Genomic DNA, 26,884 nt, shown 5'->3' with positions numbered 1-26,884 from the left:
CCGCCCCTGACCTGCTGTGATGTGGAGATTGCGGGGGCATTTTGCGACGGTTGGTTCCGATGTCCGGCCGGAGAAGTTAGGTTGCCTCGCAATGCGCGGAGCTGTCCCCCCTCCCTTCGGCGGCAAAGGCCGAAGGGGTCAGCCGCGCGGGAAAGGCACAGGCACCCAACCATGAGTGCGAACACCACCCAGGCCGCCGCACCCCCGGAGACCCCGGGCGACGGCGGACCGGACGGCGGCCGGCTGAACGCCGGGCTCAAGAACCGCCATCTGTCCATGATCGCGATCGGCGGCGTGATCGGGGCCGGCCTGTTCGTCGGCTCCGGCGCGGGGATCGCCTCCACCGGCCCGGGCATCCTGCTCTCGTACGCACTGGCCGGCGTGCTGGTCGTGATGGTCATGCGGATGCTCGGCGAGATGGCCGCCGCCGACCCGCAGAGCGGGTCGTTCTCCGCCTACGCGGACCGGGCGCTCGGCCGGTGGGCCGGATTCACCATCGGCTGGCTCTACTGGTTCTTCTGGGTCGTGGTGCTGGCGGTGGAGGCCACCGCAGGTGCCAAGATCCTCAACAGCTGGGTGCCCGGGGTACCGCAGTGGGCGTTCGCCCTGGCGGTGATGGCCGTACTGACGGCGACCAACCTGTTCTCGGTCGCCTCGTACGGCGAGTTCGAGTTCTGGTTCGCGGGCATCAAGGTGGTGGCGATCGTCGCCTTCATCGTGGTCGGCGGCCTGGCCGTGTTCGGCCTGCTGCCCGGCACCGACGCGGTCGGCACGGCCAACCTGACCGGCAACGGCGGCTTCCTGCCGCACGGGGTGGGTGCGGTGTTCACCGGCATGCTGACCGTGGTCTTCGCCTTCATGGGCAGCGAGATCGTCACCCTCGCGGCGGGCGAGTCCGCCGACCCGGAGAAGGCCGTCAGCCGGGCCACCAACAGCGTGATCTGGCGGATCGGTGTCTTCTACCTCGGCTCGATCGCGATCGTGGTCACCCTGCTTCCGTGGAACGACGCTTCGGTGAAGGGCAGCCCCTACGTCGCGGTGCTGGAGCACGTGGGCATCCCCGGCGCCGGCCGGGTGATGGACGTGATCGTGCTGACGGCCGTGCTCTCCTGCCTCAACTCCGGCCTGTACACGGCCTCTCGGATGGCGTTCTCGCTCGGCCAACGCGGCGACGCACCCCGGGCGTTCGCCCGGGTCAGCGCGCGCGGGGTGCCCCGGACGGCGATCCTGTCCTCGGTGGTCTTCGGCTTCCTCGCGGTGTTCTTCAACTACACCTCGCCGGACACCGTCTTCAAGTTCCTGATCAACTCCTCGGGCGCGGTCGCGCTCTTCGTCTGGCTGGTGATCTGCTTCTCGCAGCTGCGGATGCGGAAGATCATCGAGCGCGAGTCGCCCGATCGGCTCCTGGTCCGGATGTGGCTGTACCCCTACCTGACCTGGGCGACCATCGGGCTGATCGGGTTCGTGATGGTCTACATGTTCACGGACGCCGACGGGCGGACCCAGATGTACCTGTCGCTGGTGGCGGCGGCGGTCGTGCTGGGCGCGGCAGCCGTGGTGGACCGGCGGCGGAAGGCCGCGGTCCGCAGCTGACGTACGGTCAGGGGCCGTCGCTGTACCGCGGCTTGGTGGCCCGCTCGGGGATCGACGTGTGATGCGCCTGGCCCCACTGCCCGTGAAGGCGGGTGGTGGGGTTCGGCGTTCCGTCCGGCGGTGGGGCGGGTGGGTCGGATAGGGCGCCGACCTCGCCCTGCCGGGCAGCGACCGTCGGCCGATCGACGAGCGGATCCTCAAGTCGAGGACTGCATGACGACCTGCTCACCCTCGCCCTCCGGTTCCTCGAAGTTGGCCAGGTAGCGGTTGAACAGGGTCTCGTCCACGGTGACGGCGTTGGCGCCCGCCACGCCGCTCCGTGCTTCGAGGCGGCGCTCCAGCGTCGTCCGGTCAGCCTTGAGGTGGATCAGTTCCCAGCGGCACCCGTGGCTTTCGATCAGCGCCTTGTAGTCGTCGCGGGCGGTGCGGCTCCAGAAGCTGTAGTCCACCACCACGTCTCGCCCGGCCCGCATCAGCTCGACCAGTTCCTGCCGTTGCTCGCGGCGGATCACTTCCTTGAGCCGGTCGAACGCCCCGGCCTCCAGCACCAGGCCGGCGTCACGCTGTCCGAGTCGTTGCCAGACCACTTCGTCGATCGACAACCGGGCGAAACCACGTCGCACCAGGTCCATCGCATAGGTGGTCTTGCCCGCCCCGGGAAGACCGCACATCAGCACCACCGTGCTCAATTGCTCCGTCACGGAGCCAGGTTAGACCGGCCAACCCGGCGAACCTGGGCGGGCGGCCACCGGATCAGCATCCGACCTCCGCGCGGTGGCCGCACCGCAGCCGGCAGAACCAGAGGGCGGGCGCGCCGGTCGCGAGCGCCGGGACCGGCGTCGGGGCTCCGCAGGTAATCGAGTGTCACCTGACGCCGCTCCCGGGGCAGAATGACAGCATGACGACTTGAAGAGCACCCCAGGGCCGGAAGTCCTGGCGGAAGCGCGGAAACGACTGGACCGTCCGCGAGGGTGACCGGTGGTTCTGCCTCGTGTGTCACGAGCCGGTCCGGACCTACCAGTACCGCTACCACCCACCCGAGTCCTCGAGTTTCGAGCGGTGCATCGGGTTCGCCTGGTGCTCGGGGTGCCGGATCTACTCGGGTGCCATGGTCCACGTTCATCGCAAGCGGGTCCTCGTCGACGCCCTGGCGTCGCTGGCCGCCGACGACCGGGACCGGTTGCGCCGGAGCGAGGCCGCGCTGGTCGACTACCTCGACAGCCGCGACCCCGGGGGCCTCACCGCCTGAGTCCTGGTCACCGTCCCGCGCGACCACGGGGCCGTGCCGGATGTGATCTCCCTCACCGGTGTCCGGGGCGGTCGTTCGAGGCAGCGGGACAAGTCCGGTCATCGGGAACCGAGTTGACGACCGGACGAGTCCGTGCACGCCGCTCACCTGGGACGGAACCGGATATCCGGTGGGACCGCTCTCCTGGCCTGGTTACGGTGTGGTTCGAAACGAAGGGGGAGATCGACTTGGGGAAGATCCCAGCAATGCGACGCCTGGCGGGCGCCGGTCTGACGGTGGCTCTGGTCGTCGCCGGTGTCTCGGCCTGTGCCGAGGACGGCGGCTCGAAGGGTGCGGGTGCGGCCGCCGCGAAACCGACGCCGTTCGGTGCGGCCGACTACCGCGGGCTGGTCCCGGGGATGGCGAAGGACGCGGCACTGGCGAGCGGCGCACTGGAGTCGGTACCGGTGTCCCTGCTCGACGGCTGCACCGACTTCACCTACAAGGGCGGCCCCGCGCCGGACGCCGCCCGGATGGCTGCCGAAGCGGCTGCCGAGGCCGGCTACAAGGACCTCAACGCCAAGGCGGACGCGCTCGAGAAGCCTGCCGCCACCCCGACCCTGCGGCCGGGCGCCTCCGCGAAGGAATCCGCCGAGTTCGCCGCAGCGGCACTGGAGTCGGCCAAGAACTCTGCGGCCGGTGCCAAGGCGATCGCCGACGCGACGATGGCCCTCGCCCAGCTGATGGCGGCCCGCGAGGCCCGCGACGCCGCGTTCCTGACCGCCGGACGGGTCTCCTTCGGCGTCGACGGGCTGCGTGAGCTGGTCGCCCCGGCGGACGCGCGCACCGCCGAGGGCATCGGCGTCGGCTCGACCGTGGAGGCGCTCAAGCAGGCGTACGACGCCAAGGGCCTCAAGCCGGCCAAGGGCGGCACGTTCGAGCTGCCGGTCGAGGGCAAGCCCGGCTGGCAGTACGAGTTCACGGTGACCGGGGAGAAGGTCGCCTCGGTGGCGCTGGCCAACCGCACCATGAAGTGCGCCTGACCACCCCTCAGGCCGCCACGGCTGCCCGCCACGCCCGTCCGCTGGCGGGCCCGGGTGTGGTGTCAGCCCTCGCCCAGGAGCATCAGGAGCATGGGGGGAGGGACCGCCGTCCAGTGGACGGCGGTCCCGACGAAGCCAGCCGGCTCGGCCATGGGCCCGAGGTCGGAACGCGGTGCATCGCGGGCCGGGTCAGGCGGGTGTCAGGGGTGGGTCAGTGCCGGCGGGCACAGTGGTGGCATGCCGAAGGGGCGGGTACCGCTCCTGGGGTTGGGAGAGGTGCCCGGAGTGGCTGATCGGGTGCCTGGCCGGTGACGGTCGAGCAGGGCCTCTCGGGGTCCGCGCAGGTTCGAATCCTGCCCTCTCCGCAGACTGACGGTCCCGGGGCCGGCCGGTCTCCGCGCCTGGTGCGAACAGGCGGTGACCGGCCGGACCGGGACCGGACGGGTGCTGCCGGTCCGACGGGCGGTGCGGGCGGGCCTACTTCGCGGCGGCCCGGCGCTGGGCGGCGGCGAGCACCAGGGCTGCCGCGCAGGCCAGCAGTGCTGCCACGATCACCGCGGTCCAGCCGCGCCGGAAGCCGTCCAGCGCGGCCTGCGGTCCCTGCGGGGTGCCGATCAGGCTGACGGTCAGCGCGACGCCCACCACTGCGCCGATCTGCCGGGCCATCGTGGTGATCGCCGAACCGGTGGCGAAGCGTGTGGGAGGCAGCGCCGCCGCGGCGGACCCGATCAGGGTGGGCAGCGTCAGTCCCACGCCCAGGCCGGTGAGCAGCAGCCCGGGCAGCAGTTCTGCGGCGTAGCCGGGCTCGACCCCGATGGCGGCGGCCCACCAGCCGATGCCGGCGGCGAACAGCAGGGTGCCGAGCGCGGCCGTCCGTCCGGGGCCGAGCCTGCGCACCAGTGCGGCGCTGCCCAGTGCGACCGGCGGCACCAGCAGCGGCCCGGGGGCGATGGCGAGTCCGGTGCGCAGCGCCGAGTACTCCCAGACCTGCTGGCACCACAGGACCGAGGTCAGCAGCATGCCGGCGAAGGCGAGGGTGAACAGCAGCGCTGCGGTGTTGGCGGCGGCGAAGCTGGGCACCCGCAGCAGCGGAAGTTCGACGATGGGGGCGCGGTGGTGCGCCGAGCGGCGTAGGAACCAGCCGGTCAGCAGGGCGCCCGCGAGCAGGCTGCCCAGGACTCGGGGCGAGCCCCAGCCCCAGTCGTCGCCCTTGACCAGGGCCACGGTGAGGGTGGCGATGGCGGCGGTGAGCAGTCCCGCGCCGAACAGGTCCGGCAGCGGTCCGTTCTCCGTGCCGCGCAGCCTGGGCAGTACGCGCGCTCCCACGGCGAAGGCGGCGATGCCGATCGGGACGTTGACGATGAACACCCAGCGCCAGTCGGCTTCGACCAGCAGTCCGCCGAGAACCGGTCCGAGCCCGGCGGCGATCCCGCCGATCGAGGCCCAGGCGCGGATGGCGCCGGGGCGCTCGGCCGGGGGAGTGGCGTCCAGGAGCAGCGCCAGTGAGGTCGGCATCAGCGCGGCCGCGCCCGCCGCCTGGAGCACCCGGGCCGCGTCGAGCCAGCCGACGGCCGGGGCGAGTGCGCAGAGTGCGGAGGCGGCGGTGAAGACGCCCAGTCCGGCGAGGAACACCGTGCGGTGGCTTATCCGGTCAGCCAGCCGTCCGGCGGGCACCAGCAGGGCGGCGAAGACGATGGCGTAGCCGTTCAGTACCCAGGACAGGGTGGCCAGGCCGGCGCCGTGGAAGTGCTGCTGCATCGCCGGGAGGGCGACGTTGACGATGAACAGGTCGAGGTTCGAGACGAAGACCGCGGCGGCGACCACCAGGAACGCGGCCCGGCGGTGGGGGCGGCTCGAACCGGTCGGCGCAACCGGTGGGTTTGATATTCCAACTCTCTGCATGGCCGGGAACGCTAGCGGTAGTGGGTTTGAATACGCAACCCGCTATGGCAGGCTGGTGTGGTGACCCCGCACACCGACGCCCTGCCGACAGCCACCCGTTCCGCTGCTGCCGCTCTGCCGGGCCGCCCCTGTTCCATCGCCGCCGCACTCCAGGTCCTCGGTGAGAAGTGGGCGCTGCTCGCCGTGCGCGAGCTCTTCTACGGCAACCACCGATTCGACCGGATCGTCCGCAACACCGGCGCGCCGCGTGACCGGCTCACCGCCCGGCTGCGGGCCCTGGAGGAAGCGGGCGTGGTCGAACGCCGCGCCTACAGCGAGCACCCGCTGCGCTACGAGTACCACCTGACCGAGGCCGGCCGGGACCTCGCCCCGCTCACCCAGGCGCTGCTCGCCTGGGGCGACCGCTGGCTGTCGGCCGAGCCGCCGGTCGTACTGCAGCACCACCCGGACCACCCCGAGCACCCCGCCCACCCGTTGGACGCGGCCTGGACCTGCCGCACCTGCGGCGCGGAGGTGCACAGCCCGGACGTCAGCCTGGAGGTCCGTTCCCCGGGCTGGGGGCGTCAGGGCCCCGTCGAACCCGGTCGGGGTGCGGCCGATCATGCCGACACCGGCGCGGTGCACGGCCGGAGCCGAGAGGTTCAAGCGACACCCGAGGACTGACGTCAGGTCAGTTCCGTACGTCGCGGCGCCCGTCGGACCGGTGGTGACCGCGAGCCGGGCCCGTGTGCGGGCGGCCAAATTGATGGCGCCGTACGGTGCCGGCGCCGCACAATGCTGCGGGTGGACTCCGATGCCGATGCCGCCGAGCTCTACGACCGCCTCAACCCCTGGGGGCCGAGCGACGACTTCTACCTGCCCTTCGTGATGGGCGCCTCGTCCGTCCTGGACGTCGGCTGCGGAACCGGCGTCCTGCTGCGCCGTGCGCGCGAGGGCGGCCATACCGGCCGGCTGTGCGGGCTGGACCCGGACATCGCGTCGCTCGCCCGGGCCCGCCGGCGCAACGACGTCGAGTGGGTCGAGGGCAAGGCTGCGGACGCGCCTTGGACGGCGGAGTTCGAGCTCGCGGTCATGGCGGGCAACGCCTTCCAGGTGTTCGTCACCGACGACGAGCTGCGCGCGTCGCCGGCCGCGATCCGCGCGGCGCTGACCGACGGTGGGCGGTTCGTGTTCGGCACCCGCAACCCGCAGGCGCGAGCGTGGGAGGACTGGAACTCGTCGGACCCCTTCGAGGTCGTCGACCACACCGGCCGCCCGTTGCGGATGAGCTACCAGGTCGAGTCCGTCGTCGACGGCGTGGTGACCCTCACCGAGACCACGGCGACCCGCGAGGGCGAGCCGCTGCGCACCGACCGGGCGAGCCTGCGCTTCCTGGAGGTGGCCGGGATCGACGCCTTCCTCGGTGCGGCGGGCTTCAAGGTCGAGAACTGGTACGGCGATTGGGCACGGGGCCCGCTCACGGCGGCGAGCGAGGACGTGGTGGTGGTCGTCCGAGCGGTCTGACCTCCTGCGGCCGCTCGGCTTCCCCTCACGCCGTGCTGAGGGGGGAGTTGGTGAGGACCTGGCGCAGCAGGTCGGAGTTGCTGTCGGTCCGCTTCAGGCGGTCGATGAGCAGTTCGGTGGCCTGCTGGGTGTCCAGACCGCCCAACACCCGGCGCAGCGTCCAGGTGGCGGAGGTGCGGGCGGGGCCGAGGAGGAGTTCCTCGCGGCGGGTGCCCGAGGCGCGGACGTCGACGGCCGGGAAGATGCGCTTGTCGGCGAGGCGGCGGTCCAGGCGCAGTTCCATGTTCCCGGTGCTCTTGAACTCCTCGAACACCAGGTCGTCCATCCGGGAGCCGGTGTCGACGAGGGCGGTCGCCAGGATGGTCAGCGAGCCGCCGTTCTCGACGTTGCGGGCCGCGCCGAACAGCTTCTTCGGGTGGTGGATCGCGGCGGCGTCGACGCCACCGCTGAGGGTTCGGCCGTTCGTGGGGGCGGCCGCGTTGTAGGCGCGGGCGAGCCGGGTGATCGAGTCGAGCAGGACGACGACGTCGTGGCCGAGTTCGACCAGGCGCTTCGCGCGCTCGATGGCGAGTTCGGCGAGGGCGATGTGCTCGCGGGCCGGCCGGTCGAAGGTGGAGGAGATGACCTCGCCGTCGACCGAGCGCCGCATGTCGGTGACCTCCTCGGGGCGCTCGTCGATCAGTACGACCATCAGGTGCGCCTCGGGGTGGTTGCGGGTGATCGCTGCGGCGATCGCCTGCATGACCATTGTCTTGCCGGTCTTCGGCGGAGCGACGAGCAGTCCGCGCTGGCCCTTGCCGATGGGTGCGACGAGGTCGATGGTCCGGCCGGTCAGCTCCTTCGGGTCGGTCGCCAGGTGCAGCTGCTGTTGCGGGTACAGCGGCGTCAGATCGCCGAACCGGGGCCGGAGTCGGGGCGTGTCGGCCGGGTGGCTGTTGACGGTGTCGATGCGGGCCAGGGTCCGGCGGCGGTCGGGTCCGGACTGGGGGCGGGTACCACCCGTCAGCACGTCGCCGACCCGCAGGTCGTGGGCCTGGACCTGGGCGGCTGAGACGTGCAGGTCAGTGGGGCCGGGCAGGTATCCGGAGGTGCGCAGTACGGCGTGGCCGTCGCGGATGTCCAGGACACCGGCGACGGTGACGAGATCGCCGTCCGCGACGGGTGGCTTCACCCGGCTGCGGGTCCGCTGCGCCGGTGCGGCGGGGCGGGTCCGGGCGGTGGGCGCCAGGCCGGCGGGACGTGTGGTGGTGCGGGGGGTGGTTGAGGATTCGGTTGCTGTGGTCACAGGAGGTACTCCGATGTGGTGTGGTGCGTGTGGGTACGGCTGCCGTCATGGGAGACGGCGCGTGTGCGGCGTGTCCTGAGGAGGCCGGCCGAGATGGGGCCGTGTCCGGGCCTGAGGCTCGCCGGACGTGCCGGGGTGCGCTCGACGTCGGTCGGTACGCGGTGGCGCTGCGATGAGTGCCGGTGGGACAGCGTGGCATCCGGGGCCTGGCCCCGTGTGTTCCAGGCGTTGTGCCGGGCTTCGAGGGCCGACCGGACGGTGGGCCACTGCTGCACTTGCCGAGTTGCCAGGCAAGGCGTCCACGTTCCGCCTCCGGCCACGGTAGCACCCCGGAGCAGTGCGCGTCGGGATTTCCGTGTGCTGGTTCGAAATCGCCCGGCGAGGAGTTCGGGCCGGAGCGGAGCGAACGGCGGACGAAGGGGCGGATCAGCCGGTGCGCAGGGGGCCGGCCGGATGTGGGGGTGGACGCGCCGCTCCCGATCGAGCCGGACACGTGGCCGCGCCGACGCTGACGCGGCGGGTGTTGCTTCATCCGCCCACCATGGGCCGGTCGGTCTTACGGGCCGCGGCGGATCGGCACCACCGACTACCGAACGCGTAGCCGGCCGGTCGGGCCAGGACCCCGGACCGCACAGCGCCACCGTCCTATGGTTGGCTGATGCGCGCACACCGTATCGACCGCCCGGCCGACCTCGACGTCGTTCGGGAGTCCTATGACCAAGTGGCCGACAACTACGCCCACATGGTGGCGACGACGGGCATCGGTGACATCCGTCGCCACCCCTGGCTGAAGGCGTCGATCGACGCCTTCGCCGACACCGTGGGCGGCCTCGGGCCCGTTCTCGATGTCGGCTGCGGTCCCGGCACGGTGACCGGCTACCTCGCCGGGCGCGGGCTCGACGTATCCGGGGTGGACCTCTCTCCTCGCATGATCGAGAACGCCCGCCGGCTTCATCCGCACTGCCGCTTCAGCGTCGCCTCCGCCACCGAGCTCGACCTCGGGGAAGCCTCCCTCGGCGGCGTGCTCGGGTGGTGGTCGCTGTTCAACCTTCCCCGCGACGTCCTTCCCCAGGTCCTCGCCCACTTCGCGCAGGCGCTGAAGCCGGGTGGGCACTTCATCGCCGCCACGCACGTCGGCGACGAGGACGTGGTGCGTACCGAGGCCTACGGGGGAGTACCGGTCCGGTGGACCACCCACAAGTGGCGGCCGGAGCAGCTCGTGGAGCTGATCGAGCAGGCCGGGCTGCACCCGGTCGCCGAACTCCGGCTCCCTGCGGACGAGCACACCGGGCCGGGCGTTGTCGTCATGGCCGGGCGGCCGCTCTGAGGACCTCGGGTTCCGGAGGCCACCAGGGTGGCCGGTCACCCAACCGCAGGGGGACTCGCGATGAGCGGATCGGGCGGGACCTTCGGCAGCCGGCGCGAGCGGACCCGGCGGCTCACGGCCGGACCGGGCCGTGGCCCTGACGGCCAGCCAGGGGGCGTGCTCAGCGTTGGTACTGGCGCCGGTAGGCGGAGGGGCTGACGCCCATCGTCTCGCGGAAGTGGTGGCGGAACCCGGCGACGGTCAGGCCCACCCTGGCGGCCACGGCGTCGATCGGGAGGTCGGCGGATTCGAGCAGCGCGGCGCCGGCCCGGATCCGCTGGCGGGTGAGCCAGCGGCCCGGCGGCAGGCCGGTCGCCTCGCCGAATCGGCGCTCGAACTGACGCACCGACAGGTGGGCGACACCGGCCAGTTCGTCGACGGTGAGCCGTCGGTCCAGGCCGTCCAGCGCGTACCGGACGGCCCGGCCGATCGGATCGTCGGTCGGTGCCCGGCCGACCGGAGCCTCCGCGAACTGGGCCTGGCCGCCCTCCCGGTGCGCGGCCACCACCATCCGGCGGGCCACCCGGGCGGCGACCTCGGGGCCGTGGTCCTTGCGGACCAGGTGCAGACAGACGTCGATGCCGGCGGCGGTACCGGCGGCGGTGATCACCGAGCCTTCGTCGACGTAGAGCACCGACGCGTTGACGGTCACCGCCGGGTGGCGTTCCTGGAGCAGCCGGGCGTGCCGCCAGTGGGTGGTCGCCTCCCGCCCGTCCAGCAGGCCCGCGGCGGCCAGCGCGAACGCGCCGCTGCAGATGGACACCACCCGCGCTCCGCGCCGGGCCGCCGCCCGGAGTGCGTCCAGGACCGCCGGGGCGACCTCGCGGCGGACGTCCGCCACACCCGGGACGATGACGGTGTCGGCGTGCCGGAGCCGCTCCAGGCCGTGGTGCACCACGATGTCGAAGCCGCCGACCACCCGGTGCGGCCCGGGCGTCTCGGCGCACAGCTCGAACCGGTACCACCAGTCGACGTCCAGCTCGGGCCGGGGGACGGCGAACACCTCGGCGACCGTGGCGAGTTCGAACGGGGCCAGGCCGTCGAAGGCGAGGCAGGCGATCCGGTGGTGGTGGCGCATGGCGGAATCCTAGCGGTGGACGCCGTTTCCGACACTGTCGGGCCGCACCCGGCAGAGCGGAGGCTGGTGCCATGACATCTGACGCTCCCACCCCGCTGACCTTCGGCATGCTCGTCTTCGACGAGGTCGAGGTGCTTGACCTGGGCGGCCCCTTCGAGGTCTTCAGCACGGCCGGCCGGCTGGCCCGTACCGAGGACGGCGAGCCGCTGCTGCGCGTGCTGACGATCGCTCCGGCAGACCGGCTGGTCCGGGCCCGGGGCGGGCTGAGGGTGCTGGCGGACCACACCCTCGACGAGGACCCGCCCTTCGACGTGCTGGTGATCCCCGGTGGCGTCACGGCGGCGGTCGAGGCGGACACGCGGGTCGTCGACTGGCTGACCCGGCGTCGGGAGAACTCCGCGCTGACCTTCAGCATCTGCACCGGCGCGTTCCTGCTGGCCGCCACCGGGGCCCTGAACGGGCGCCGGGCCACCACCCACTGGGAGGACCAGGAGGAGTTGGCCCGGCGCTGGCCGGAGATCCGGGTGCACACCGACGTCCGCTGGATCGACGACGGCGACCTGGTCACCTCCGCCGGGATCAGCGCGGGCATCGACGCCAGCCTCTACATCGTGGGCCGGATCTTCGGCGAGCAGCTGGCGCGCCGCACCGCCCACCAGATGGAGTACGTGTGGGAGGTCGACCGCACGGCCGAGGCCGCGACCGTGCTCGGCTGAGGTGACGCCACCGGCGGGCGAGGGGGCGGGCCCGGCGGACTACCGGACGGGGCGGACCAGCTCCCAGGTGTCGACGGCGAAGTCCAAGGCCATGCCGTGCCGTTCGTAGAGGGCCAGCGCGCCGCTGCTGTTGTCGGTGTCGACGCCCAGGCCGACGCGGTCGCGGCCGAGGGCGGCGAAGGTGCCGAAGAAGTGGCGCAGCAGGTAGCTGCCGAGACCCCGGCTCCGGGCGGCGGAGAGCACGCCGAGGTTGGCCGCCCAGCCCATCGTGGTGCGGTCGTTGCGGGTGCGCAGGACGGCCACGTCGCCGAGGTCCGGCAGGGTGGCGATCCAGATCAGCGACCAGTCGACACTGTCGCCGTCGATGTCGTGCAGCCACTGCTGGTAGCTGCGGGGCTGGAAGTCGAAGTGTCCGGCGAAGGACTCCTGGAGCAGTCGGTGGGCGTCCTGCCGGTCCTGCTCGGTCCGGCAGTCGCGCAGCGTCACCCCGGCGGGCGGCGCGGGAACCGGGTCGTCGGCCGAACGCACCGCACGGGTCAGCACGTTGTAGCGCCGGACGGGACGCCAGCCGCGGGCCCGGAGGGCCTCGGTGTCGACGGTGGGCGTGGTGTTGAGGTGCATGTGGACCACGGCCCGCAGGGCGCCGTTGGCGGCGGCCCGCTCGGCGGCCCGGTCCTCCATCAGGTCGAACAGGTGCAGTGCACCGGCCTGCTGGTCCGGCAGGACGTACTGGTCCATGTCGATCCGCTCGGCGCCGGAGTCGTCCCAGAGCAGGCCGTAGCCGACCAGCCGGCAGCCGTCGTACAGCAGCCAGGAGTCCCGGTCGAGTTCGACCTCGGGGTGCTTGAGGTCCGCCTCGACCTCGGGCAGTTCGGTCTCGGCCCGGCCGATCTCGATCAGGTCGATCTCGTTCAGCAGTGCGCAGACGGCCTCGGCATCGCCGAGGGTCGCCGGACGTACGGTGAGGCCGGCGGGCGGCGCGGAAGTCGTGGTCATACCGGTCACCCTGGCATCGGGTGGCCGGGATCCGCGAGCGAATTTCCGGGCGGCGGGCCGGATGCGTGCGGGTGCGGCCCGGGTGGTACGGGGCAACGGGGGCGTCCGTCAGGTGAGTTGGGGCGGCCGCTCGGAGCCGGACGGTGGGCCGGCGGGTACCACGGGCGTATGCGAGAACGTCACAGAACGGCTTTCTCCCGGTTACACGACCGACCCCCGGCCCATGTCATGCTCCCGATGACAAAAAAGTCAACACGCGTAGATCACGGCATCGTCGAGCAGATGCCTGGTACCGGCGCGTGCCGTCCCCGGGAAAGGGCACCCCCCATGTCCGTTGCGCAGACAGGCAGATGGAAGGTCCTGGCGGCAACCGTGTCCGCCGTCCTCGTCGGCCTCACCCTCCCGACGGTCGCCGCGACTCCGGCGAGCGCCACGACCACCGCGTACGACAGCACGTACTACAAGAACGCGATCGGCAAGACCGGCGCGAGCCTGAAGTCCTCGCTGCACGCGATCATCAAGAACCAGACCAAGATCTCCTACGACGCGGTCTGGAACGCGCTCAAGGTCACCGACCAGGACCCGAACAACAGCAACAACGTGATCCTGCTCTACAGCGGCACCTCGCGCAGCAAGAGCCTCAACGGCGGGGCAGTGGGCGACTGGAACCGTGAGCACGTGTGGGCCAAGTCCCACGGCGACTTCGGCACCTCGACCGGCCCGGGCACCGACCTGCACCACCTGCGCCCGGCGGACGTCCAGGTCAACGGCATCCGCGACAACAAGGACTTCGACAAGGGCGGCAGCCCGGTCAGCGGAGCGCCGGGCAGCTTCACGGACTCCGACTCGTTCGAGCCGCGCGACGCGGACAAGGGCGACGTGGCCCGGATGATCCTCTACATGGTGGTCCGCTACGAGGGCGAGGACGGCTGGCCCGACCTGGAGCCCAGCGAGACGGTCACCAACGGGACGGCTCCGCTGCTCGGCCGGCTGTCGGTGCTGAAGCAGTGGAACCAGCAGGACCCGCCGAGCGCCTTCGAGGAGAAGCGCAACCAGGTCATCTTCGACACGTACCAGAAGAACCGCAACCCGTTCATCGACCACCCGGAGTGGGTCAACGCGATCTGGTAGCCCGAGGCGCCGGGCTCCTCGGAACGCGCCGACCGTAGGCGGCTGTTCGGTACGATCGCACGATCGTGCGCTGCCGGGGGACCGGATGGTCGGTCCGGTCCCCCGCAGGGCCCCGGCTGCGAGCAGGAGTCGTCCATGGCATGTCGTATCGGTGAGCTCGTGCTCGGCTGTCGTGAGCCCGAGGAGCTGGCGCGGTTCTGGTGCGAGGTGCTGGACTTCGTGGTGCTCGGCCGGGAGGACGACGGTTCGGTGGAGATCGGGCCGCGCGAGGGGTTCGGCGGGCCGCAGCCGACGATCGTCCTCAGCCCCGAGGAGCCCGGGCCCGGGAAGTCCCGGCTGCACATCGACGTCAACGCCACCGACCGCGACCAGGACGCCGAGCTGGAACGCCTGTTGGCGCTCGGCGCCCGCCCGGCCGACGTCGGTCAGACCGGGCAGGAGTCCTGGCACGTGCTGACCGACCCCGAGGGCAACGAGTTCTGCCTGCTCAAGACCCGCCTCGACCCGCTCTGACGGGCGGGTCGGACCGGCGGCCACGGCGTCAGGCGCGGCAGCGGCGACGCGGTGCACTCGCCGATCCAGATCGACCACCCTGACTGGTCCTCGGCCTTCGACCACAACCTGATCCTGACCGCAGCGCACCGCCACCGCCTGGTTGCCGAGTTGGCGCAGCTCGGCACGATCGGCTTCGGCGTCCACTTCGCCGACGTGGTGTTCGGACACGTCCGGTGGGACGGTGACGGCTCGGCCTGGCGGCCGCTGGACGCCTGAGCCGGCCGGGGGTCGTCTCCTCGGCCGGGTCGGATCAGCGGTCGCCCGCAGGGGCTACCGGTCGGTGGCGGGCACGATCTGACGGTGGGACAGCAGCGAGTCGGCGATGCCGGTGCCGGAGACGGTCCCGGCGTCGCCGACCGGCACCGAGTCCGCGACGGTGGCACCGACCGGATCGGCGGGGTGCGCCAGGCCGGCGTGGGCCCCGGCGTGGGCGTGCGGCGCGGTGAGGGAGAGGGCGACGCCGGCGGCGAGGGATCCGGCGGCGAGCAGGCTGCGCTTCTTCATGCCCGGTTCAACGCCCGGGCGCGGCCGGAGGCACGGGTGATTTCCGAGCGGGCATCGCCCGTTCGGTCCACCCGGCACCGCCGGGCGGTCAAGTGCCTTCCGTACCAGCCTCGTTGAGAACCGCGTGCGGTGGCGCCGGGCGGGGAACAATGATGGTTCACCGGCGCCGGGGAGCGGAGGCCGGCCCGCCTGCCACGCGTGGTGGAAACGGTCGAACGGGGGGAGTCCGGGTATGGGTGACTGGCTGTGGATGGTGGTCCTCGGCGTGATCTTCGGCGGGGGCTGGGTCGGTGACAACGTCCGACGGGGCCTGAGGACCCGCCACGAGCGGAAGTTGGAGCTGCACCGGAGCGCCGAACGCCGGCAGCTCGCGCTGGACGCGGCGAGCCGGCCACCGGAGCCCGTGTGCGGCTGCACGCACCACCTGGCCAAGCACGACCGGCAGGGCCGGTGCCACGAGGAGGTCGAGGCCCCGACGGCGTGGGACGCGGACCGCAGGCCGCTCCGGTACGAGGCCCGGCAGTGCAACTGCCAGCAGTACATCGGCCCCGAGCCGCTCGGGACGGTCTTCGCCGCGGACATCGTCGACCTGCGCTGACGCCGCGTTCGCGGAGGCGCACCACGGCGTCGGAGGTGTCCGCCCGTCCCACCCCCGCTGACGGAGGTGGGACGGACGGTCCCGGTCAGGCGCCGACGTACGCCGCGAGGTGTTCGCCGGTGAGGGTGGAGCGGGCGGCGACCAGGTCGGCGGGGGTGCCCTCGAAGACGATCCGGCCGCCGTCGTGGCCGGCGCCCGGGCCGAGGTCGACGATCCAGTCGGCGTGGGCCATCACCGCCTGGTGGTGCTCGATGACGATGACCGACTTGCCGGAGTCCACCAGCCGGTCGAGCAGGCCGAGCAGGTGCTCGACATCGGCGAGGTGCAGGCCGGTGGTCGGCTCGTCGAGGACGTAGACCGTCCCCTTCTCCGCCATGTGGGTGGCCAGCTTGACCCGCTGGCGCTCGCCGCCGGAGAGGGTGGGCAGCGGCTGACCGAGGGTCAGGTAGCCGAGGCCGACGTCGACCAGCCGCCGCAGAATGGCGTGCGCGGCCGGGGTGCGCGCCTCGCCGTCGCCGAAGAACTCCTCGGCCTCGGTCACCGACATCGCGAGCACCTCGCTGATGTCGCGGCCGCCGAGGCGGTGCTCCAGCACCTCGGCGGAGAACCGCTTCCCCTCGCACTCCTCGCAGGGGGTGGCCACCCCCGCCATCATCCCCAGATCGGTGTAGATCACGCCCGCGCCGTTGCAGTTCGGGCAGGCCCCCTCGGAGTTGGCGCTGAACAGGGCCGGCTTCACGCCGTTGGCCTTCGCGAACGCCTTCCGGATCGGCTCCAGCAGCCCGGTGTACGTCGCCGGGTTGCTCCGGCGCGAACCCTTGATCGCGCCCTGGTCGATCGAGATCACCCCCGCCCCCTCGGGGATCGAGCCGTGCACCAGCGAGCTCTTGCCGGAGCCGGCCACACCGGTGATCACGGTCAGCACCCCGAGCGGGATGTCGACGTCCACCCCGTGCAGGTTGTTCGCCGTCGCACCCCGGATCTCCAACGCGCCGGTGGCCTCGCGCACCGTCTCCTTGAGCGAGGCCCGGTCGTCCAGGTGACGGCCGGTCAGCGTCCCGGCCGCGCGCAACTCCTCGACGGTGCCCTCGAAGCAGACCGTGCCGCCCGCCGTCCCGGCGCCCGGGCCGAGGTCGACCACGTGGTCGGCGATCGCGATGGCCTCCGGCTTGTGCTCCACCACCAGCACCGTGTTGCCCTTGTCCCGCAGGCGCAGCAGCAGGTCGTTCATCCGCTGGATGTCGTGCGGGTGCAGGCCGATGGTCGGCTCGTCGAAGACGTACGTGGTGTCGGTGAGCGAGGAGCCGAGGTGGCGGATCATCTTGACCCGCTGCGCCTCGCCGCCCGACAGGGTGCCCGCGGGCCGGTCCAGCGAGAGGTAGCCCAGGCCGATCTCGACGAAGGAGTCCAGGGTCTGCCGGAGGGCGATCAGCAGTGGCGCCACCGAGGGCTCGTCCAGGCCGCTGACCCACTTGGCCAGGTCGCTGATCTGCATCGCGCAGGCGTCGGCGATGCTGATCTTCCTGATCTTCGAGGACCGGGCCCCCGCGCTGAGCCGGGTGCCGTCGCAGTCGGGGCAGCGGGTGAAGGTGACCGCCCGGTCCACGAACTCCCGGATGTGCGGCTGCATCCCCTCCCGGTCCTTGGCCAGGAAGGACTTCTGGATCCGTGGGATCAGCCCCTCGTAGGTCATGTTGATGCCCGCGATCTTCATCCGGGTCGGCTCGCGGTGCAGGAAGTCCTGCAGCTGCTGCTTGGTGAACCTGCCGATCGGCTTGTCCGCCGGGAAGAAGCCCGACTCGCTGTAGAGCCGGTAGTTCCAGCCGCCCGCCTTGTAGCCGGGGATGGTCAGCGCGCCGTCGTCGAGCGACTTGGTGGCGTCGTAGAGCTGGGTGAGGTCGACGTCGGAGACCGAGCCCCGGCCCTCGCAGCGCGGGCACATGCCGCCGGTGACGCTGAACGAGCGCCGCTCCTTGACGGTCTGTCCGGCCCGCTCCATGGTGATCGCGCCCGCCCCGCTGGCTGAGGCGACGTTGAAGGAGAACGCCTGCGGGGAGCCGATGTGCGGCTTGCCGAGCCGGCTGAACAGGATGCGCAGCATTGCGTTGGCGTCGGTCGCGGTGCCGACCGTCGAGCGCGGGTCCGCGCCCAGCCGCTCCTGGTCGACGATGATCGCGGTGGTCAGCCCCTCCAGCACGTCGACCTCGGGACGGGCCAGCGTCGGCATGAAGTTCTGCACGAAGGCGCTGTAGGTCTCGTTGATCAGCCGCTGGGACTCCGCCGCGATGGTGCCGAACACCAGGGAGCTCTTGCCCGAGCCCGAGACACCGGTGAACACCGTGAGCCGGCGCTTCGGGATCTCGATGCTGACGTCCTTGAGGTTGTTCACGCGCGCGCCGTGCACGCGGATCAGATCGTGGCGGTCGGCGACGTGCGGCTCAGCCGACTGCGGGTCCGTCCGCTTGGCCCTGCTCATGGTGTCTCCATCTGTTCACGCGGGACCGCCTGCGCGGTCTCCGTACCTGTCGCGCCCGGTCCGGGAACCAAGGTATCCAAGCCGGTCCGGCCCGCAGCGGAGGCGGACCCCGGCCGGGATCCGCCTCCGTGGGGAACGCTACGTGCGGGGCTGGCTGAACCGCAGCATGTTGCCGGCCGGGTCGCGGAAGGCGCAGTCGCGGACGCCGTACGGCTGGTCGATCGGCTCCTGGAGCACCTCGGCGCCGGCGGCGCTGATCCGCTCGAAGGTGGCGTCGCAGTCCTCGGTGGCGAAGATGACGCCGCGCAGCAGGCCCTTGGCCAGCAGCTGCGCCACGGCCTCCCGGTCGGCGGCCGGGGCGTTCGGGTCGGCGAGCGGAGGTTCGAGCACGACGCTCACGTCGGGCTGCGTCGGCGATCCGAGGGTCACCCAGCGCATCTCCCCGTAGCCCACGTCGTTGCGCACCTCCAGACCGAGCACGTCCCGGTAGAAGGGGATCGCCTGCTCGTGGTCGTCGACGGCGATGAAGCACTGTGAAAGCTTGATGTCCATGCGTTTCACGCTACGGGCGGGCCGTGGCTTGTGCTTCTCCATTCCTGACCGGTCGGGTGTGGATCTTGGCGAGGCAGGCCGGGACGTCGGCGCCCTCCTCGTGGGTGCGGGCCCGGTAGGCGCTCGGGCTCTCGCCGACCAGCTCGGTGAACCGCGAGCTGAACGACCCGAGCGAGGTACAGCCGACCTCGAAGCAGACCTCCGTCACCGACAGGTCGCCCCGGCGGAGCAGCGCCTTGGCCCGCTCGATCCGGCGGGTCATCAGGTAGCTGTACGGCGTCTCGCCGAAGGCGGTGCGGAAGCTGCGGGAGAAGTGGCCCGGGGACATCAGGGCGGTCCGGGCCAGCGCCGGAACGTCTAGCGGCTCCGCGTAGTCGCGGTCCACCTGGTCACGGGCCCGGCGCAGCCGGACGAGGTCCTCCAAGGTCATATGACCACCTTCCCACAGCGCCGGGCGGGTGCGGCCGTCGTCGGGAAGGAGGGTTACCCCGGACCGGCTCGGTCGTTCTTCCGGTGTGCGTACTGTGACCGGGGCCAGCGACATGGCCGTTGAAGAAACGTTTCTCCTCCAGGCTCCCATCTTCTCCCAGCTCGCCGGGATCTGGGAGGCCCGAGGACGGACCGTCCCGGGCCGGAGCGATCCGGAGTGGGAACGACTGACCCGACCGCCCCGGAGCTTCCGGCCGGACGCCGGTGCGGTGCGGAACCACGTCCCGCCGGCGGGGTGGTGACGGTGCGTCGTCTCTCCAGGGTGCCCGTCCAGGGCGCTGGTGCACCGACCGTCAGCACCCGGCTCGACCTGCACCTGGTGGTGGCCCCCGGCGCGGCCGTCCCGGTGCCGAGCTGTCTGAGGTACGACGTGCGGGACCCGTACGCGGTGTTCCTCGACCTCCACGTCGGGCTGGAGGCGCCGGTGGTGTGGGCGTTCGCCCGGGAGCTGCTGGCGACCGGGCTGCGGGAGTGGACCGGCGTGGGCGACGTGACGGTCCATCCGGGGGCGGGCGGCGGGCAGAACGTCTACGTCTCGCTGCGCGGGGAGGCCGGCGGCGCGGTGCTGCGGGCCCGGAGCCGGGACGTCGGGGGCTTCCTGTGGCGGACCGAGCGGCTGGTGCCGATCGGGTCGGAGCGGGAGCACCTCGATCTCGACCTGCTGCTGTGCCGACTGCGGCGGCATCCCAGTTCCGGGCGGATGGAGGACTGCGGGTGCCGCCCGGGCGGGGCCGCGCCCATGTAGGGACGGAGGATCCGGCGCCGGCCCGTCGGCGGTTTCCGGGGGCCGGAAACTTTTTCGAGTTCGGGTGTAACTTCCGGGGGTGCTGCGGCGTGGGTGTTCTGAGTACTCGTACTCATGACCCGGGCCCAGTTCCCGGGAGACGCTTGCGGCGGGCTCGGACCAACGGTTCGTCTGCCCACGTACTGACCATCGGGGGATTCCGGACATGCAGAACGGCGCCAAGATCGGCATAGCGGTGGTGACGGCGGCCGTGGTCGCGGGTGGCGGCTACGCGGCGTACGCCCTGGTGAACGGCTCCGGGGGGTCCACGCAGGCGGCGCCGAAGGCACCGAAGGTGCTCGCGGTGGTCACCGAGGCCCCGTCGGCCGAGGCGGCCGCCAAGGGCGAGGCGGACTTCCTGGCCGCGTGGGCGAAGGGCGACTACGAGGAGGCGGGCCGGAACACCGACAAGCCGGAGGCGGAGATCGCCGCGCTGGCCCGGTTCCGGGACGCCCTGAAGCCGACCGCGCTGGGGCTGACCCCGGGCGGCCCGGCCGGGGCGTCCACCTCCGCGCCGAGCCCGTCGGCCTCGTCGGCCGGGACGGCGGTGCCGTTGGCGTTCCACGCGAAGGTGGAGCTGGCGGGGGCGACCGGCGCCTGGCAGTACGACGGCAGGGTGGCCATGGTCAAGCTGAACGACGGCCGGGCGGTGGTGCACTGGGAGCCGGGCGTGGTGCACCCCAAGCTCGACGGGACGAAGGTGCTGGCCGTGCAGCCGATCTCGGCGGCACCCTCGCAGGTGGTGGACCGCAAGGGGCGTCCGCTGGCGGAATTCCCTTCGGTGCAGGCGGTGTTGGGGGAGGTGCGGTTCGACGGCGAGGGCGCCCCGGCCGGTACCGGCAAGGGTGTGGTGCTGACCCAGGCGGGCGGTACGGGTGCCGCCGAGCAGCTGTTCACCATCACCGCGCCGACGGACGGTGCCAAGAAGCAGCTGACCATCGACGCCGACCTCCAGCGGGCCGCCGAGGCGGCCGTGAAGGAGCAGGGCGGGGCGGGCTCGGTCGTGGCGATCGAGCCGAGCTCCGGGCAGGTGCTGGCACTGGCCAACTACCCCGCGCAGGGCCCGAACCGGGCCTTCGGTGCCATCCTCGCGCCCGGCTCGACCATGAAGGTGGTCACCGCCGCCGCACTGCTGGAGGCCGGTCTCACCCCGGACACCCCGCTGGCGTGCCCGAAGACCACCAACGTGGCGGGGCGGGCGGTGCCGAACGACTTCCTGGACGAGCGGCTCGGCAACACGTTCAAGGACGACTTCGCGCAGTCCTGCAACACCGCGTTCCTGATCGCCGGTCAGGAGAAGCTCAAGGCCGGGAGCCTGCCGGCGGTGTCCAAGGACGTCTTCGGCCTCGGGCTGGTCTGGCAGACCGGCCTGTCGGCGTTCGACAGCAAGGTCCCGGTCGAGAGCGACCCCGCGCAGACCGCGATGGCCTACATCGGGCAGGGCCGGATCCAGACCAACTCCCTGGCGATGGCCTCGGTCGCGGCGACCGTGCAGAACGGCACCTTCCGGCAGCCGATCCTGATCCCCGGCCTGGCCCAGCCGAAGGCCGCCCGCTCGCTCGGCGGCACGGTGCTCGGGCAGCTCCAGTCGATGATGCGCCGCACCGTGCAGAGCGGCACCGCGCAGGGGTCGCTGGGCGGGATCCCGGGGGCGGCCGCGAAGACCGGCACCGCCGAGGTCAACGGCCAGGCCAAGCCGAACAGTTGGATCACCGCCTACGCGGGCAACCTGGCGGTGGCCGCCGAGTTCCAGGCCGGCGGCCACGGTGCGGACGCCGCCGGGCCGGCCGCCGCCAAGGTGCTGAAGGTCGGCAACAAGGGCTGACCGGAGGCGAATCGTCAGACCGGCCGCCGGGGCCTGTCGTCAGACTCCCGCCTGCCCTACGACGCCTGGCACGCACTCTCGCCGCACCGGACGAAAGCCCGGGTACGACCCAGTGCGAGGGCTCCCGCCGGGCACGCCGAGAGCACGCACCGACCGCCGCGGGGCCGCCCTTCGGGCGACGTCGGGAGTCCGACGACAGGCCATAGCGCTTCGGCGGACCGGGGTCAACCTGCAGAAATGCAGGTGCGGCGGGACGCCGTTCTGGTCGATCATGAAGGCTGACCGACCGGACCGGCCGGGTTCTTCCGTCACGGGGGTGCGGAAGGCCTCGGCCAGGACAGTCGGTCAGCCGGTCGCGGTGACGACCGAGGCGGCGCAGACCGGCGCCTGCGGGTCGTCCCGGGTCCGGACGGCCGGGAGCCAGCCGTACTGATCGGCGCCGCCGTCCAGCCGGACCCGGTACCAGCGGGGGGTGCCGGTACCGCTCTCGTCCTCGACCCGGTCGCCGTCGTTGACCACGCAGTCGGTGAGCAGGACGTCGTTGTGCCAGACCCGTTGGGAGACCACGTTGTCGGCGGCGTACTTGCGGTGCGGGTCGCGGGCCAGCCCGAGGCTGCACGCGGGCACCCGTTCGGCCAGCTCCTTGCAGTTGCCGTCCATGTTGTAGACGTGGATCGGCTTGCTCACCGGGGCGGCGGCCCCGGTGGGTTGGTCGCCGAACGGCCAGGCGAGCGCGGTGGCGGTGACCGCCGCCGCGAGGAGCACGCCGCCGACGAGCGGCCACCGCCTGCGGCGGCGCGGGGCCGGGGCGGCCTCGGCGGCCGCGGCCCGGATCCGGGGCAGCAGGGTCTCCATGGTGTGCCGGGAACGCTCGGCCGGGTCGGCGGCCAGGCAGTCGCCGAGCACGGCCTGCCAGGAGGCGGGGAGTTCGGTGGCCAGCCGGAGCCGGCTGCGCCCGGTGGCGTACTCGTGCACGGCGGCGGCCCGGGCGGCCGGGGTTCCACCGCCGAACGGCATGGCGCCGCCGGTGAGGATCTGGTGGGCGGTGATCCCGAAGGCCCAGAGGTCGGTGCCGGGGCGGGTCATGACGCCCCGTTCGCTGAGCTGCTCGGTCCGGCGCTCCGGTGGGAGGTAGTCCGGGGAGCCGAGCGGCGGCGCGTAGCCGTGGGTGCCCTCGATCCGGGCGGCCAGTCCGAAGTCCGCGAGCCGGGCGGTGCCGTCGGCCATCAGCAGGATGTTGGCCGGCTTGAGGTCGCCGTGCACCCAGCCCGACTCGTGCAGGTGGGCCAGCGCCTCGGCGATCTGGATCAGCAGGCGGCCGGTCTCCGGCAGGCCGGGCGCCGGGTCGGCGCCGTCCTCGCCCGGTGCGTCGTCCCGGCCCAGCGCGTCGAGCACGCTCCGCTCGGCGCGCTCCATGATCAGGGCGATCGCGCCGTCCAGGGCGGGGGTGTCGGGGTCGGAGACCACCGCGGTGCCCAGCACCCGGATCAGGTGCGGGTGGTCGGTGGAGCGGCTGAACGCGACCTCGCGGTCGGCGGTCTCGGCCAGCGCCCTGGCCTGACGCGGCGCCAGCCCGGTGGTGGAGAGGAACTTCACGGCGGCCTCGGCCGGTTCGCCCCCGGGGACGGGACCGACCCGCCGGGCCAGGTGGACGCTGCCCCAGCCGCCGGCGCCGAGGAAGCCGGTCACCTCCCAGTCGCCGACCCGGTAGCCGGGCGGGACGGCCAGCGCGCCGTCCGGCAGCGGCCGGCCGACGGCGAGGGCGGGGGAGTCGTTCATGAGGTCTCCAGGCGGGTCGCGGGACGGGCGGGCAGCAGGGCGAGGTGGTCCTCCCGGACCAGCCCGAACCGGAGTGCGAGCGAGACCACGGCCTCGCGCTTGCCGTCCATCCGCCCGCCGTTCTCGGGCTGACGGACCCGCAGTTTGTTGCGGGCCAGGTAGTCGATGTGGAAGCTGACGGTGGGTTCGGAGATCCCGTGGCAGCCGGGGTGGGTGCGGAGGCGCTCCACCACCTGCCGGGTGGTGGGCACCGCCGGGACCGACAGGTCGCGCAGCCGGGGCTCGCAGAGGGCCACCAGCACCAGGAAGTAGGTCGCCGACTCGTCCAGCGGGAAGGCCATCAGGGTGGCCGGACCGGCGGACTGCGGGCGTGGCGGCGCGTCGTAGTAGGTGTGCGCCGGTGCGTACACCTGGAAGCTCTGGGTGGCGCCCTGGGTGGGCAGCACCACCCGGGCGAACTCGAACGGCACCGGTGCGCCGACCCGGCGGGGCGCGATCCGGATGTACTCGCCGGCGCCCTCCGGGTTCTCCACCACGTAGCTGAGCGAGCTGCTGAAGTTGCTCAACTGCCAGTGGTCCTCGGCGGCCCGGATCTCACCGGCCAGCCGGGGCACCGCCGGGTCGGGCAGCACGATCCCGACCGGCTGCTCCGCACAGCCCCGGCCGAACCTGGTCACCTCGCCCGGGCCGAGCTCAAGGCTGACCGCGGTGCCTTCGGCCGAGGCCACGTGCACCAGGACGCTCCCCATCCCCCACCTCTTCCGCCCCCGGGTACGCGCCTCGGTCCATCCGTTGGGCGAGAGATCCTGTCAGGGCGCAATCAGAATCGACGCTGTGTCGAAATTAATCAACATGATGCGCACCACAGGTTTGCCGACGTCAGGTCGGTGGAGGGGACGGTCAGACCGGAGTGGAGGCGTAGACGGCGCGCTGGAAGACCGTTTCCAGCAGCTCGACCACCGCCGCCTCCGCCTCGTCCCCCGGCGTGCCGAGCGGTGAGGTGGCCAGGGCCGCGAAGGTCAGCTGGTTGAGCGCCCGGGCCAGCGTCTCGGCCGGCGGCGGCCCGTCCGGGGCCCGGCCGGCCGCCCGCTCGCGGCGGATCCGGGCGGCGATCAGGTCGATGCAGTCGCCGATCATCCGGGCCCGGAGCGGAGCGATTGCCGGGTCGGGCGCGGCGTCCAGCAGGACCTGCCGGAGCAGGTCCCGGTGCTCGCGCCAGACCTCGGCACTCCGCCGCAGGGCGGCCCGGAGCGGCTCGGGGTCGGGACCGGTGCCCTCGCTCCAGGGCACCAGCGCCCGGCTCAACTCGTCGGCGACCGGGGCCACCAGCCGGGCGATCACCTCGGCCTTGGAGCCGAAGTAGAAGTAGAACGAGGACCGGGAGATCCCGGCGGCCGCCGCGAGGCTGTCGACGCTGATCTGCGCGATCGGCTGCTCGGCCACCATGGCGGCGGCCACCCGGAGGATGCTCTGCTCCCTCAGGTCGCCCTTACTCGGCCCGCGCCTGCGCCCACCATTCATCGGTCAATCCTATGAGTACGGGAGGCGGTCCGGAGTGGTTCCTTCCGGCGGGTTTCGCGCACTTCCGGTGAGCGGGCCGAGCCCGCCCCCGGTTCCGACCGGGGGCGGACTCGGCCGACTCCCCTGGCGGGGAGGGTGGTTGGGCCGTCAGGGGCAGGAGACCAGCAGGACGGAGACGACGTTGCAGGTCACGCTCGCGCGGTCGTTGCCCGCGTTGGGGTCGGTCGGGGACGAGCTGGTGCGGGCACCGGTGACCGTCACCTTGCCCAGCGAGAGCAGGCCGAGCGGGACGCGGAAGGACTTCGTCGCCCCGGCACCGTCGGCGATGGCACCGAAGGTGCAGGTCACGGTGGCGGCGGTGGTGGTGCAGCCGGTGGAGAGGCCGGTGGCGACGGCGCCCGGAGGCAGGGTGGCGGTGACGGTGGCCGAACCGACCGCGTCGGGGCCGGTGTTGCGGGCGGCCAGGGTGTAGGTGAGGTACGGCGCCAGCAGGCCGACGTGCGGCGTCGCGGTGAGGTCCACGTCGATGTCGGCGCTCCGCACGGCGGGTGCCTGCACGGTGGTGCTCTGCGCGCCGGTGTTGTCGGCGGGCACCGGGTCGGCCTCGGTGGCCGTCGCGGTGGCCGTCGCGGTGATGCTGCCGGCCGCGTCGGGGCGGACCGTCACGGTGACGGTGGCCTGGGCCCCGTTGGCCAGGGCACCGATCGGGCAGGTGACCACCGGTGCGGCGATCGCGCACGAGCCCGGCGTGGCACCGGTGACGGTGCGGGCGGCGCCGGACAGCGTGGTGCTCAGGGCGACCCCGGTCGCGGTGCCCGGCCCGTGGTTGGTGACGGTGGCCGTGTAGGTGTACGGGACGCCGGGCGCGACGGGGTCGGCGGAGTCGGTCACGGCCACGGTCAGATCGGCGCCGGTGACCGGCGCGGCGACGGCGAGCATGCCGACGCCGAACGGGCCCGGGCCGACGGCGACCGTACCGGTCACCGCACCGGTGGCGGTGTCGAGGACCGAGACGCTGCCGCTGACGTTGTCGGCCACGTAGAGCCGTCCGCCGTCGGGAGTCAGTGCCATCCCGAACGGGCCGTCACCCGCCGCGAAGGTGGCGGTCACGGTGTTGGTGGCGGTGTCGATCACCGACACCGTGTCGACCAGGCTGCTGCCGACGAAGGCACGGCTGCCGTCCGAGGTGAGGACGACCCCGCTGGGCCCGGAGCCGACCGGGACGGTCGCGGTGACGGTGTTGGTGGCGGTGTCGATCACCGACACGGTGTCCGCCGAGCGGTCGGTGACGTAGGCGCGGCTGCCGTCCGGGGCGAACGCGAGGTTGTACGGGCCGGCGCCGACGGCGATGGTCGCGGTGACGGCGTTGCTGGCGGTGTCGATCACCGAGACGCTGCCGGCGTTGCTGTTGGCGACGTAGACCCGGCTGCCGTCCGGGGTGGGCTCAGGATCGCGGGCCCCGTCACCGGTGGGCACGGTGGCGAGCACGGTGTTGGTGGCGGTGTCGATCACGGAGACGCTGTCGTCGAGGAAGTTCGCCACGTAGACCCGGCTGCCGTCCGGGGTGACCGAGAGCTCCCACGGGCTGTTGGTCACCTGAACGGTCGTCAGCACGGTGTTGCTGCCGGTGTCGATCACCGACACGGTGTCGCTGACGTAGTTGCTGACGTACACCCGGCTGCCGTCCGGGCTCGGCACCGCGTCGCGCGGTCCACGGCCGACCGGCACGGTGGCGACGACGGCGTCGGTGGCGGTGTCGATCACCGAGACGGAGTTGCCGCCGGAGTCGGCGACGTAGGCCACGCCCCGGGCGGCCGCGAGCGCCGGGGCGGCTGCGGTGGCCGGGGTGGCGGCCACCGCCGTCAGGCCGGCGAAGGCCAGCGCGCCGGAGGCCACCAGCGAGGTGAACCGACGACGCGGTTCCGTACGGGCCCGGAGTAACTCGGATCGCGAGGACACA

Annotated in this window: 26 protein-coding genes and 1 tRNA gene; 14 read left to right on the top strand and 13 right to left on the bottom strand. The window is 72.5% G+C overall.

The features are described from left to right. The first annotated feature begins 171 nt into the window (after positions 1-171). Entirely contained in the window at positions 172-1,593 is a 1,422-nt protein-coding gene (locus ACIRPK_RS06570; protein WP_403033899.1) for an amino acid permease, read from the top strand. Between the two features lie 197 nt (positions 1,594-1,790). On the opposite strand, the gene ACIRPK_RS06565 is transcribed toward ACIRPK_RS06570, so the two are convergent. Further along, positions 1,791-2,273, bottom strand: coding sequence for an AAA family ATPase (locus tag ACIRPK_RS06565; protein WP_403034493.1), 483 nt, complete (start codon positions 2,271-2,273; stop codon positions 1,791-1,793). A gap of 428 nt (positions 2,274-2,701) precedes the next feature. Here ACIRPK_RS06565 and ACIRPK_RS06560 point away from each other — a divergent pair, with 428 nt between their 5' ends. The 3 genes from ACIRPK_RS06560 to ACIRPK_RS06550 all read left to right on the top strand — a co-directional run bounded on the left by ACIRPK_RS06560 (position 2,702) and on the right by ACIRPK_RS06550 (position 4,229). Further along, a complete protein-coding gene (locus tag ACIRPK_RS06560; RefSeq protein WP_403033896.1) occupies positions 2,702-2,842 on the top strand; it encodes a hypothetical protein in 141 nt (46 codons plus the stop codon). A gap of 245 nt (positions 2,843-3,087) precedes the next feature. Next, positions 3,088-3,864, top strand: a complete 777-nt coding sequence (locus tag ACIRPK_RS06555; protein WP_403033894.1) for a hypothetical protein — start codon at positions 3,088-3,090, stop codon at positions 3,862-3,864. 270 nt (positions 3,865-4,134) lie between these two features. Continuing rightward, positions 4,135-4,229 (top strand) — tRNA-OTHER (locus ACIRPK_RS06550). 112 nt (positions 4,230-4,341) lie between these two features. Here ACIRPK_RS06550 and ACIRPK_RS06545 read toward each other — a convergent pair. Next, a complete protein-coding gene (locus ACIRPK_RS06545) occupies positions 4,342-5,766 on the bottom strand; it encodes an MFS transporter (RefSeq protein WP_403033891.1) in 1,425 nt (474 codons plus the stop codon). 60 nt (positions 5,767-5,826) lie between these two features. On the opposite strand from ACIRPK_RS06545, the gene ACIRPK_RS06540 reads away from it, so the two are divergent. Together ACIRPK_RS06540 and ACIRPK_RS06535 are read left to right on the top strand one after the other, a co-directional pair. Then, complete coding sequence (locus tag ACIRPK_RS06540; protein WP_403033889.1) at positions 5,827-6,429, top strand: winged helix-turn-helix transcriptional regulator; 603 nt, start codon at positions 5,827-5,829, stop codon at positions 6,427-6,429. Between the two features lie 111 nt (positions 6,430-6,540). After that, entirely contained in the window at positions 6,541-7,269 is a 729-nt protein-coding gene (locus tag ACIRPK_RS06535) for a class I SAM-dependent methyltransferase (RefSeq protein ID WP_403033886.1), read from the top strand. A gap of 25 nt (positions 7,270-7,294) precedes the next feature. Here the strand turns inward: ACIRPK_RS06535 and rho are convergent, their stop codons facing one another. Next, complete coding sequence (gene rho, locus ACIRPK_RS06530) at positions 7,295-8,554, bottom strand: transcription termination factor Rho (RefSeq protein ID WP_403033884.1); 1,260 nt, start codon at positions 8,552-8,554, stop codon at positions 7,295-7,297. Positions 8,555-9,212: 658 nt separating this feature from the next. Between rho and ACIRPK_RS06525 the strand changes: the two genes are divergently transcribed. Next, positions 9,213-9,881 carry a methyltransferase domain-containing protein gene (locus tag ACIRPK_RS06525; protein WP_403033882.1) on the top strand — a complete coding sequence of 223 codons (669 nt, stop codon included), beginning with the start codon at positions 9,213-9,215 and terminating at the stop codon, positions 9,879-9,881. Between the two features lie 160 nt (positions 9,882-10,041). Here the strand turns inward: ACIRPK_RS06525 and ACIRPK_RS06520 are convergent, their stop codons facing one another. Beyond that, complete coding sequence (locus ACIRPK_RS06520) at positions 10,042-10,998, bottom strand: helix-turn-helix domain-containing protein (RefSeq protein ID WP_403033879.1); 957 nt, start codon at positions 10,996-10,998, stop codon at positions 10,042-10,044. A gap of 71 nt (positions 10,999-11,069) precedes the next feature. On the opposite strand from ACIRPK_RS06520, the gene ACIRPK_RS06515 reads away from it, so the two are divergent. Continuing rightward, positions 11,070-11,714 (top strand): DJ-1/PfpI family protein, encoded by a 645-nt coding sequence (locus tag ACIRPK_RS06515; RefSeq protein ID WP_403033876.1) that lies wholly within the window; start codon positions 11,070-11,072, stop codon positions 11,712-11,714. A gap of 39 nt (positions 11,715-11,753) precedes the next feature. Here the strand turns inward: ACIRPK_RS06515 and ACIRPK_RS06510 are convergent, their stop codons facing one another. Next, on the bottom strand, positions 11,754-12,710 hold the full coding sequence (locus ACIRPK_RS06510; RefSeq protein WP_403033873.1) for a GNAT family N-acetyltransferase: 957 nt from the start codon (positions 12,708-12,710) through the stop codon (positions 11,754-11,756). 327 nt (positions 12,711-13,037) lie between these two features. Between ACIRPK_RS06510 and ACIRPK_RS06505 the strand changes: the two genes are divergently transcribed. The 3 genes from ACIRPK_RS06505 to ACIRPK_RS06495 all read left to right on the top strand — a co-directional run bounded on the left by ACIRPK_RS06505 (position 13,038) and on the right by ACIRPK_RS06495 (position 14,612). After that, on the top strand, positions 13,038-13,841 hold the full coding sequence (locus ACIRPK_RS06505) for an endonuclease I family protein (protein WP_403033871.1): 804 nt from the start codon (positions 13,038-13,040) through the stop codon (positions 13,839-13,841). Between the two features lie 135 nt (positions 13,842-13,976). Continuing rightward, positions 13,977-14,354, top strand: a complete 378-nt coding sequence (locus ACIRPK_RS06500; protein ID WP_403033868.1) for a VOC family protein — start codon at positions 13,977-13,979, stop codon at positions 14,352-14,354. Between the two features lie 51 nt (positions 14,355-14,405). Beyond that, positions 14,406-14,612 carry a hypothetical protein gene (locus tag ACIRPK_RS06495; protein WP_403033865.1) on the top strand — a complete coding sequence of 69 codons (207 nt, stop codon included), beginning with the start codon at positions 14,406-14,408 and terminating at the stop codon, positions 14,610-14,612. A 54-nt stretch (positions 14,613-14,666) separates the two neighbouring features. Here the strand turns inward: ACIRPK_RS06495 and ACIRPK_RS06490 are convergent, their stop codons facing one another. Then, positions 14,667-14,900, bottom strand: a complete 234-nt coding sequence (locus tag ACIRPK_RS06490) for a hypothetical protein (RefSeq protein ID WP_403033862.1) — start codon at positions 14,898-14,900, stop codon at positions 14,667-14,669. 232 nt (positions 14,901-15,132) lie between these two features. Here ACIRPK_RS06490 and ACIRPK_RS06485 point away from each other — a divergent pair, with 232 nt between their 5' ends. Next, positions 15,133-15,498: a hypothetical protein gene (locus tag ACIRPK_RS06485; RefSeq protein ID WP_403033859.1), complete on the top strand. Its 366-nt coding sequence runs from the start codon at positions 15,133-15,135 to the stop codon at positions 15,496-15,498. An 85-nt stretch (positions 15,499-15,583) separates the two neighbouring features. Here the strand turns inward: ACIRPK_RS06485 and ACIRPK_RS06480 are convergent, their stop codons facing one another. The 3 genes from ACIRPK_RS06480 to ACIRPK_RS06470 all read right to left on the bottom strand — a co-directional run bounded on the left by ACIRPK_RS06480 (position 15,584) and on the right by ACIRPK_RS06470 (position 18,956). Continuing rightward, the gene (locus tag ACIRPK_RS06480) at positions 15,584-17,974 is read right to left on the bottom strand and encodes an ATP-binding cassette domain-containing protein (protein ID WP_403033856.1); all 2,391 of its coding nucleotides are present in this window, start codon (positions 17,972-17,974) and stop codon (positions 15,584-15,586) included. A 138-nt stretch (positions 17,975-18,112) separates the two neighbouring features. Beyond that, entirely contained in the window at positions 18,113-18,526 is a 414-nt protein-coding gene (locus ACIRPK_RS06475) for a VOC family protein (protein ID WP_403033853.1), read from the bottom strand. Between the two features lie 10 nt (positions 18,527-18,536). Further along, on the bottom strand, positions 18,537-18,956 hold the full coding sequence (locus tag ACIRPK_RS06470) for a helix-turn-helix transcriptional regulator (RefSeq protein ID WP_403033852.1): 420 nt from the start codon (positions 18,954-18,956) through the stop codon (positions 18,537-18,539). A gap of 303 nt (positions 18,957-19,259) precedes the next feature. Here ACIRPK_RS06470 and ACIRPK_RS06465 point away from each other — a divergent pair, with 303 nt between their 5' ends. After that, positions 19,260-19,760: an SsgA family sporulation/cell division regulator gene (locus tag ACIRPK_RS06465; protein WP_403033850.1), complete on the top strand. Its 501-nt coding sequence runs from the start codon at positions 19,260-19,262 to the stop codon at positions 19,758-19,760. A 205-nt stretch (positions 19,761-19,965) separates the two neighbouring features. Beyond that, entirely contained in the window at positions 19,966-21,624 is a 1,659-nt protein-coding gene (locus ACIRPK_RS06460) for a penicillin-binding transpeptidase domain-containing protein (RefSeq protein WP_403033848.1), read from the top strand. A gap of 345 nt (positions 21,625-21,969) precedes the next feature. Here the strand turns inward: ACIRPK_RS06460 and ACIRPK_RS06455 are convergent, their stop codons facing one another. The 4 genes from ACIRPK_RS06455 to ACIRPK_RS06440 form a co-directional block, all read right to left on the bottom strand. Next, complete coding sequence (locus ACIRPK_RS06455) at positions 21,970-23,403, bottom strand: serine/threonine-protein kinase (RefSeq protein ID WP_403033845.1); 1,434 nt, start codon at positions 23,401-23,403, stop codon at positions 21,970-21,972. Further along, positions 23,400-24,152, bottom strand: a complete 753-nt coding sequence (locus tag ACIRPK_RS06450) for a serine/threonine protein kinase (protein ID WP_403033842.1) — start codon at positions 24,150-24,152, stop codon at positions 23,400-23,402. The genes ACIRPK_RS06455 and ACIRPK_RS06450 overlap by 4 nt, the downstream gene beginning before the upstream one ends. Before the next feature lie 151 nt (positions 24,153-24,303). Continuing rightward, positions 24,304-24,924, bottom strand: coding sequence for a TetR/AcrR family transcriptional regulator (locus tag ACIRPK_RS06445; RefSeq protein WP_403033840.1), 621 nt, complete (start codon positions 24,922-24,924; stop codon positions 24,304-24,306). Positions 24,925-25,071: 147 nt separating this feature from the next. Next, positions 25,072-26,883, bottom strand: a complete 1,812-nt coding sequence (locus ACIRPK_RS06440; protein WP_403033838.1) for a beta-propeller fold lactonase family protein — start codon at positions 26,881-26,883, stop codon at positions 25,072-25,074. Position 26,884: the final 1 nt, after the last annotated feature.

It is taken from the genome of Kitasatospora sp. NPDC101801, assembly GCF_044766665.1.
Lineage (GTDB): Bacteria > Actinomycetota > Actinomycetes > Streptomycetales > Streptomycetaceae > Kitasatospora.
The sequence above is the reverse complement of the archived record's forward strand: the minus strand, read 5'-3'. Positions and strand labels throughout refer to the sequence as shown.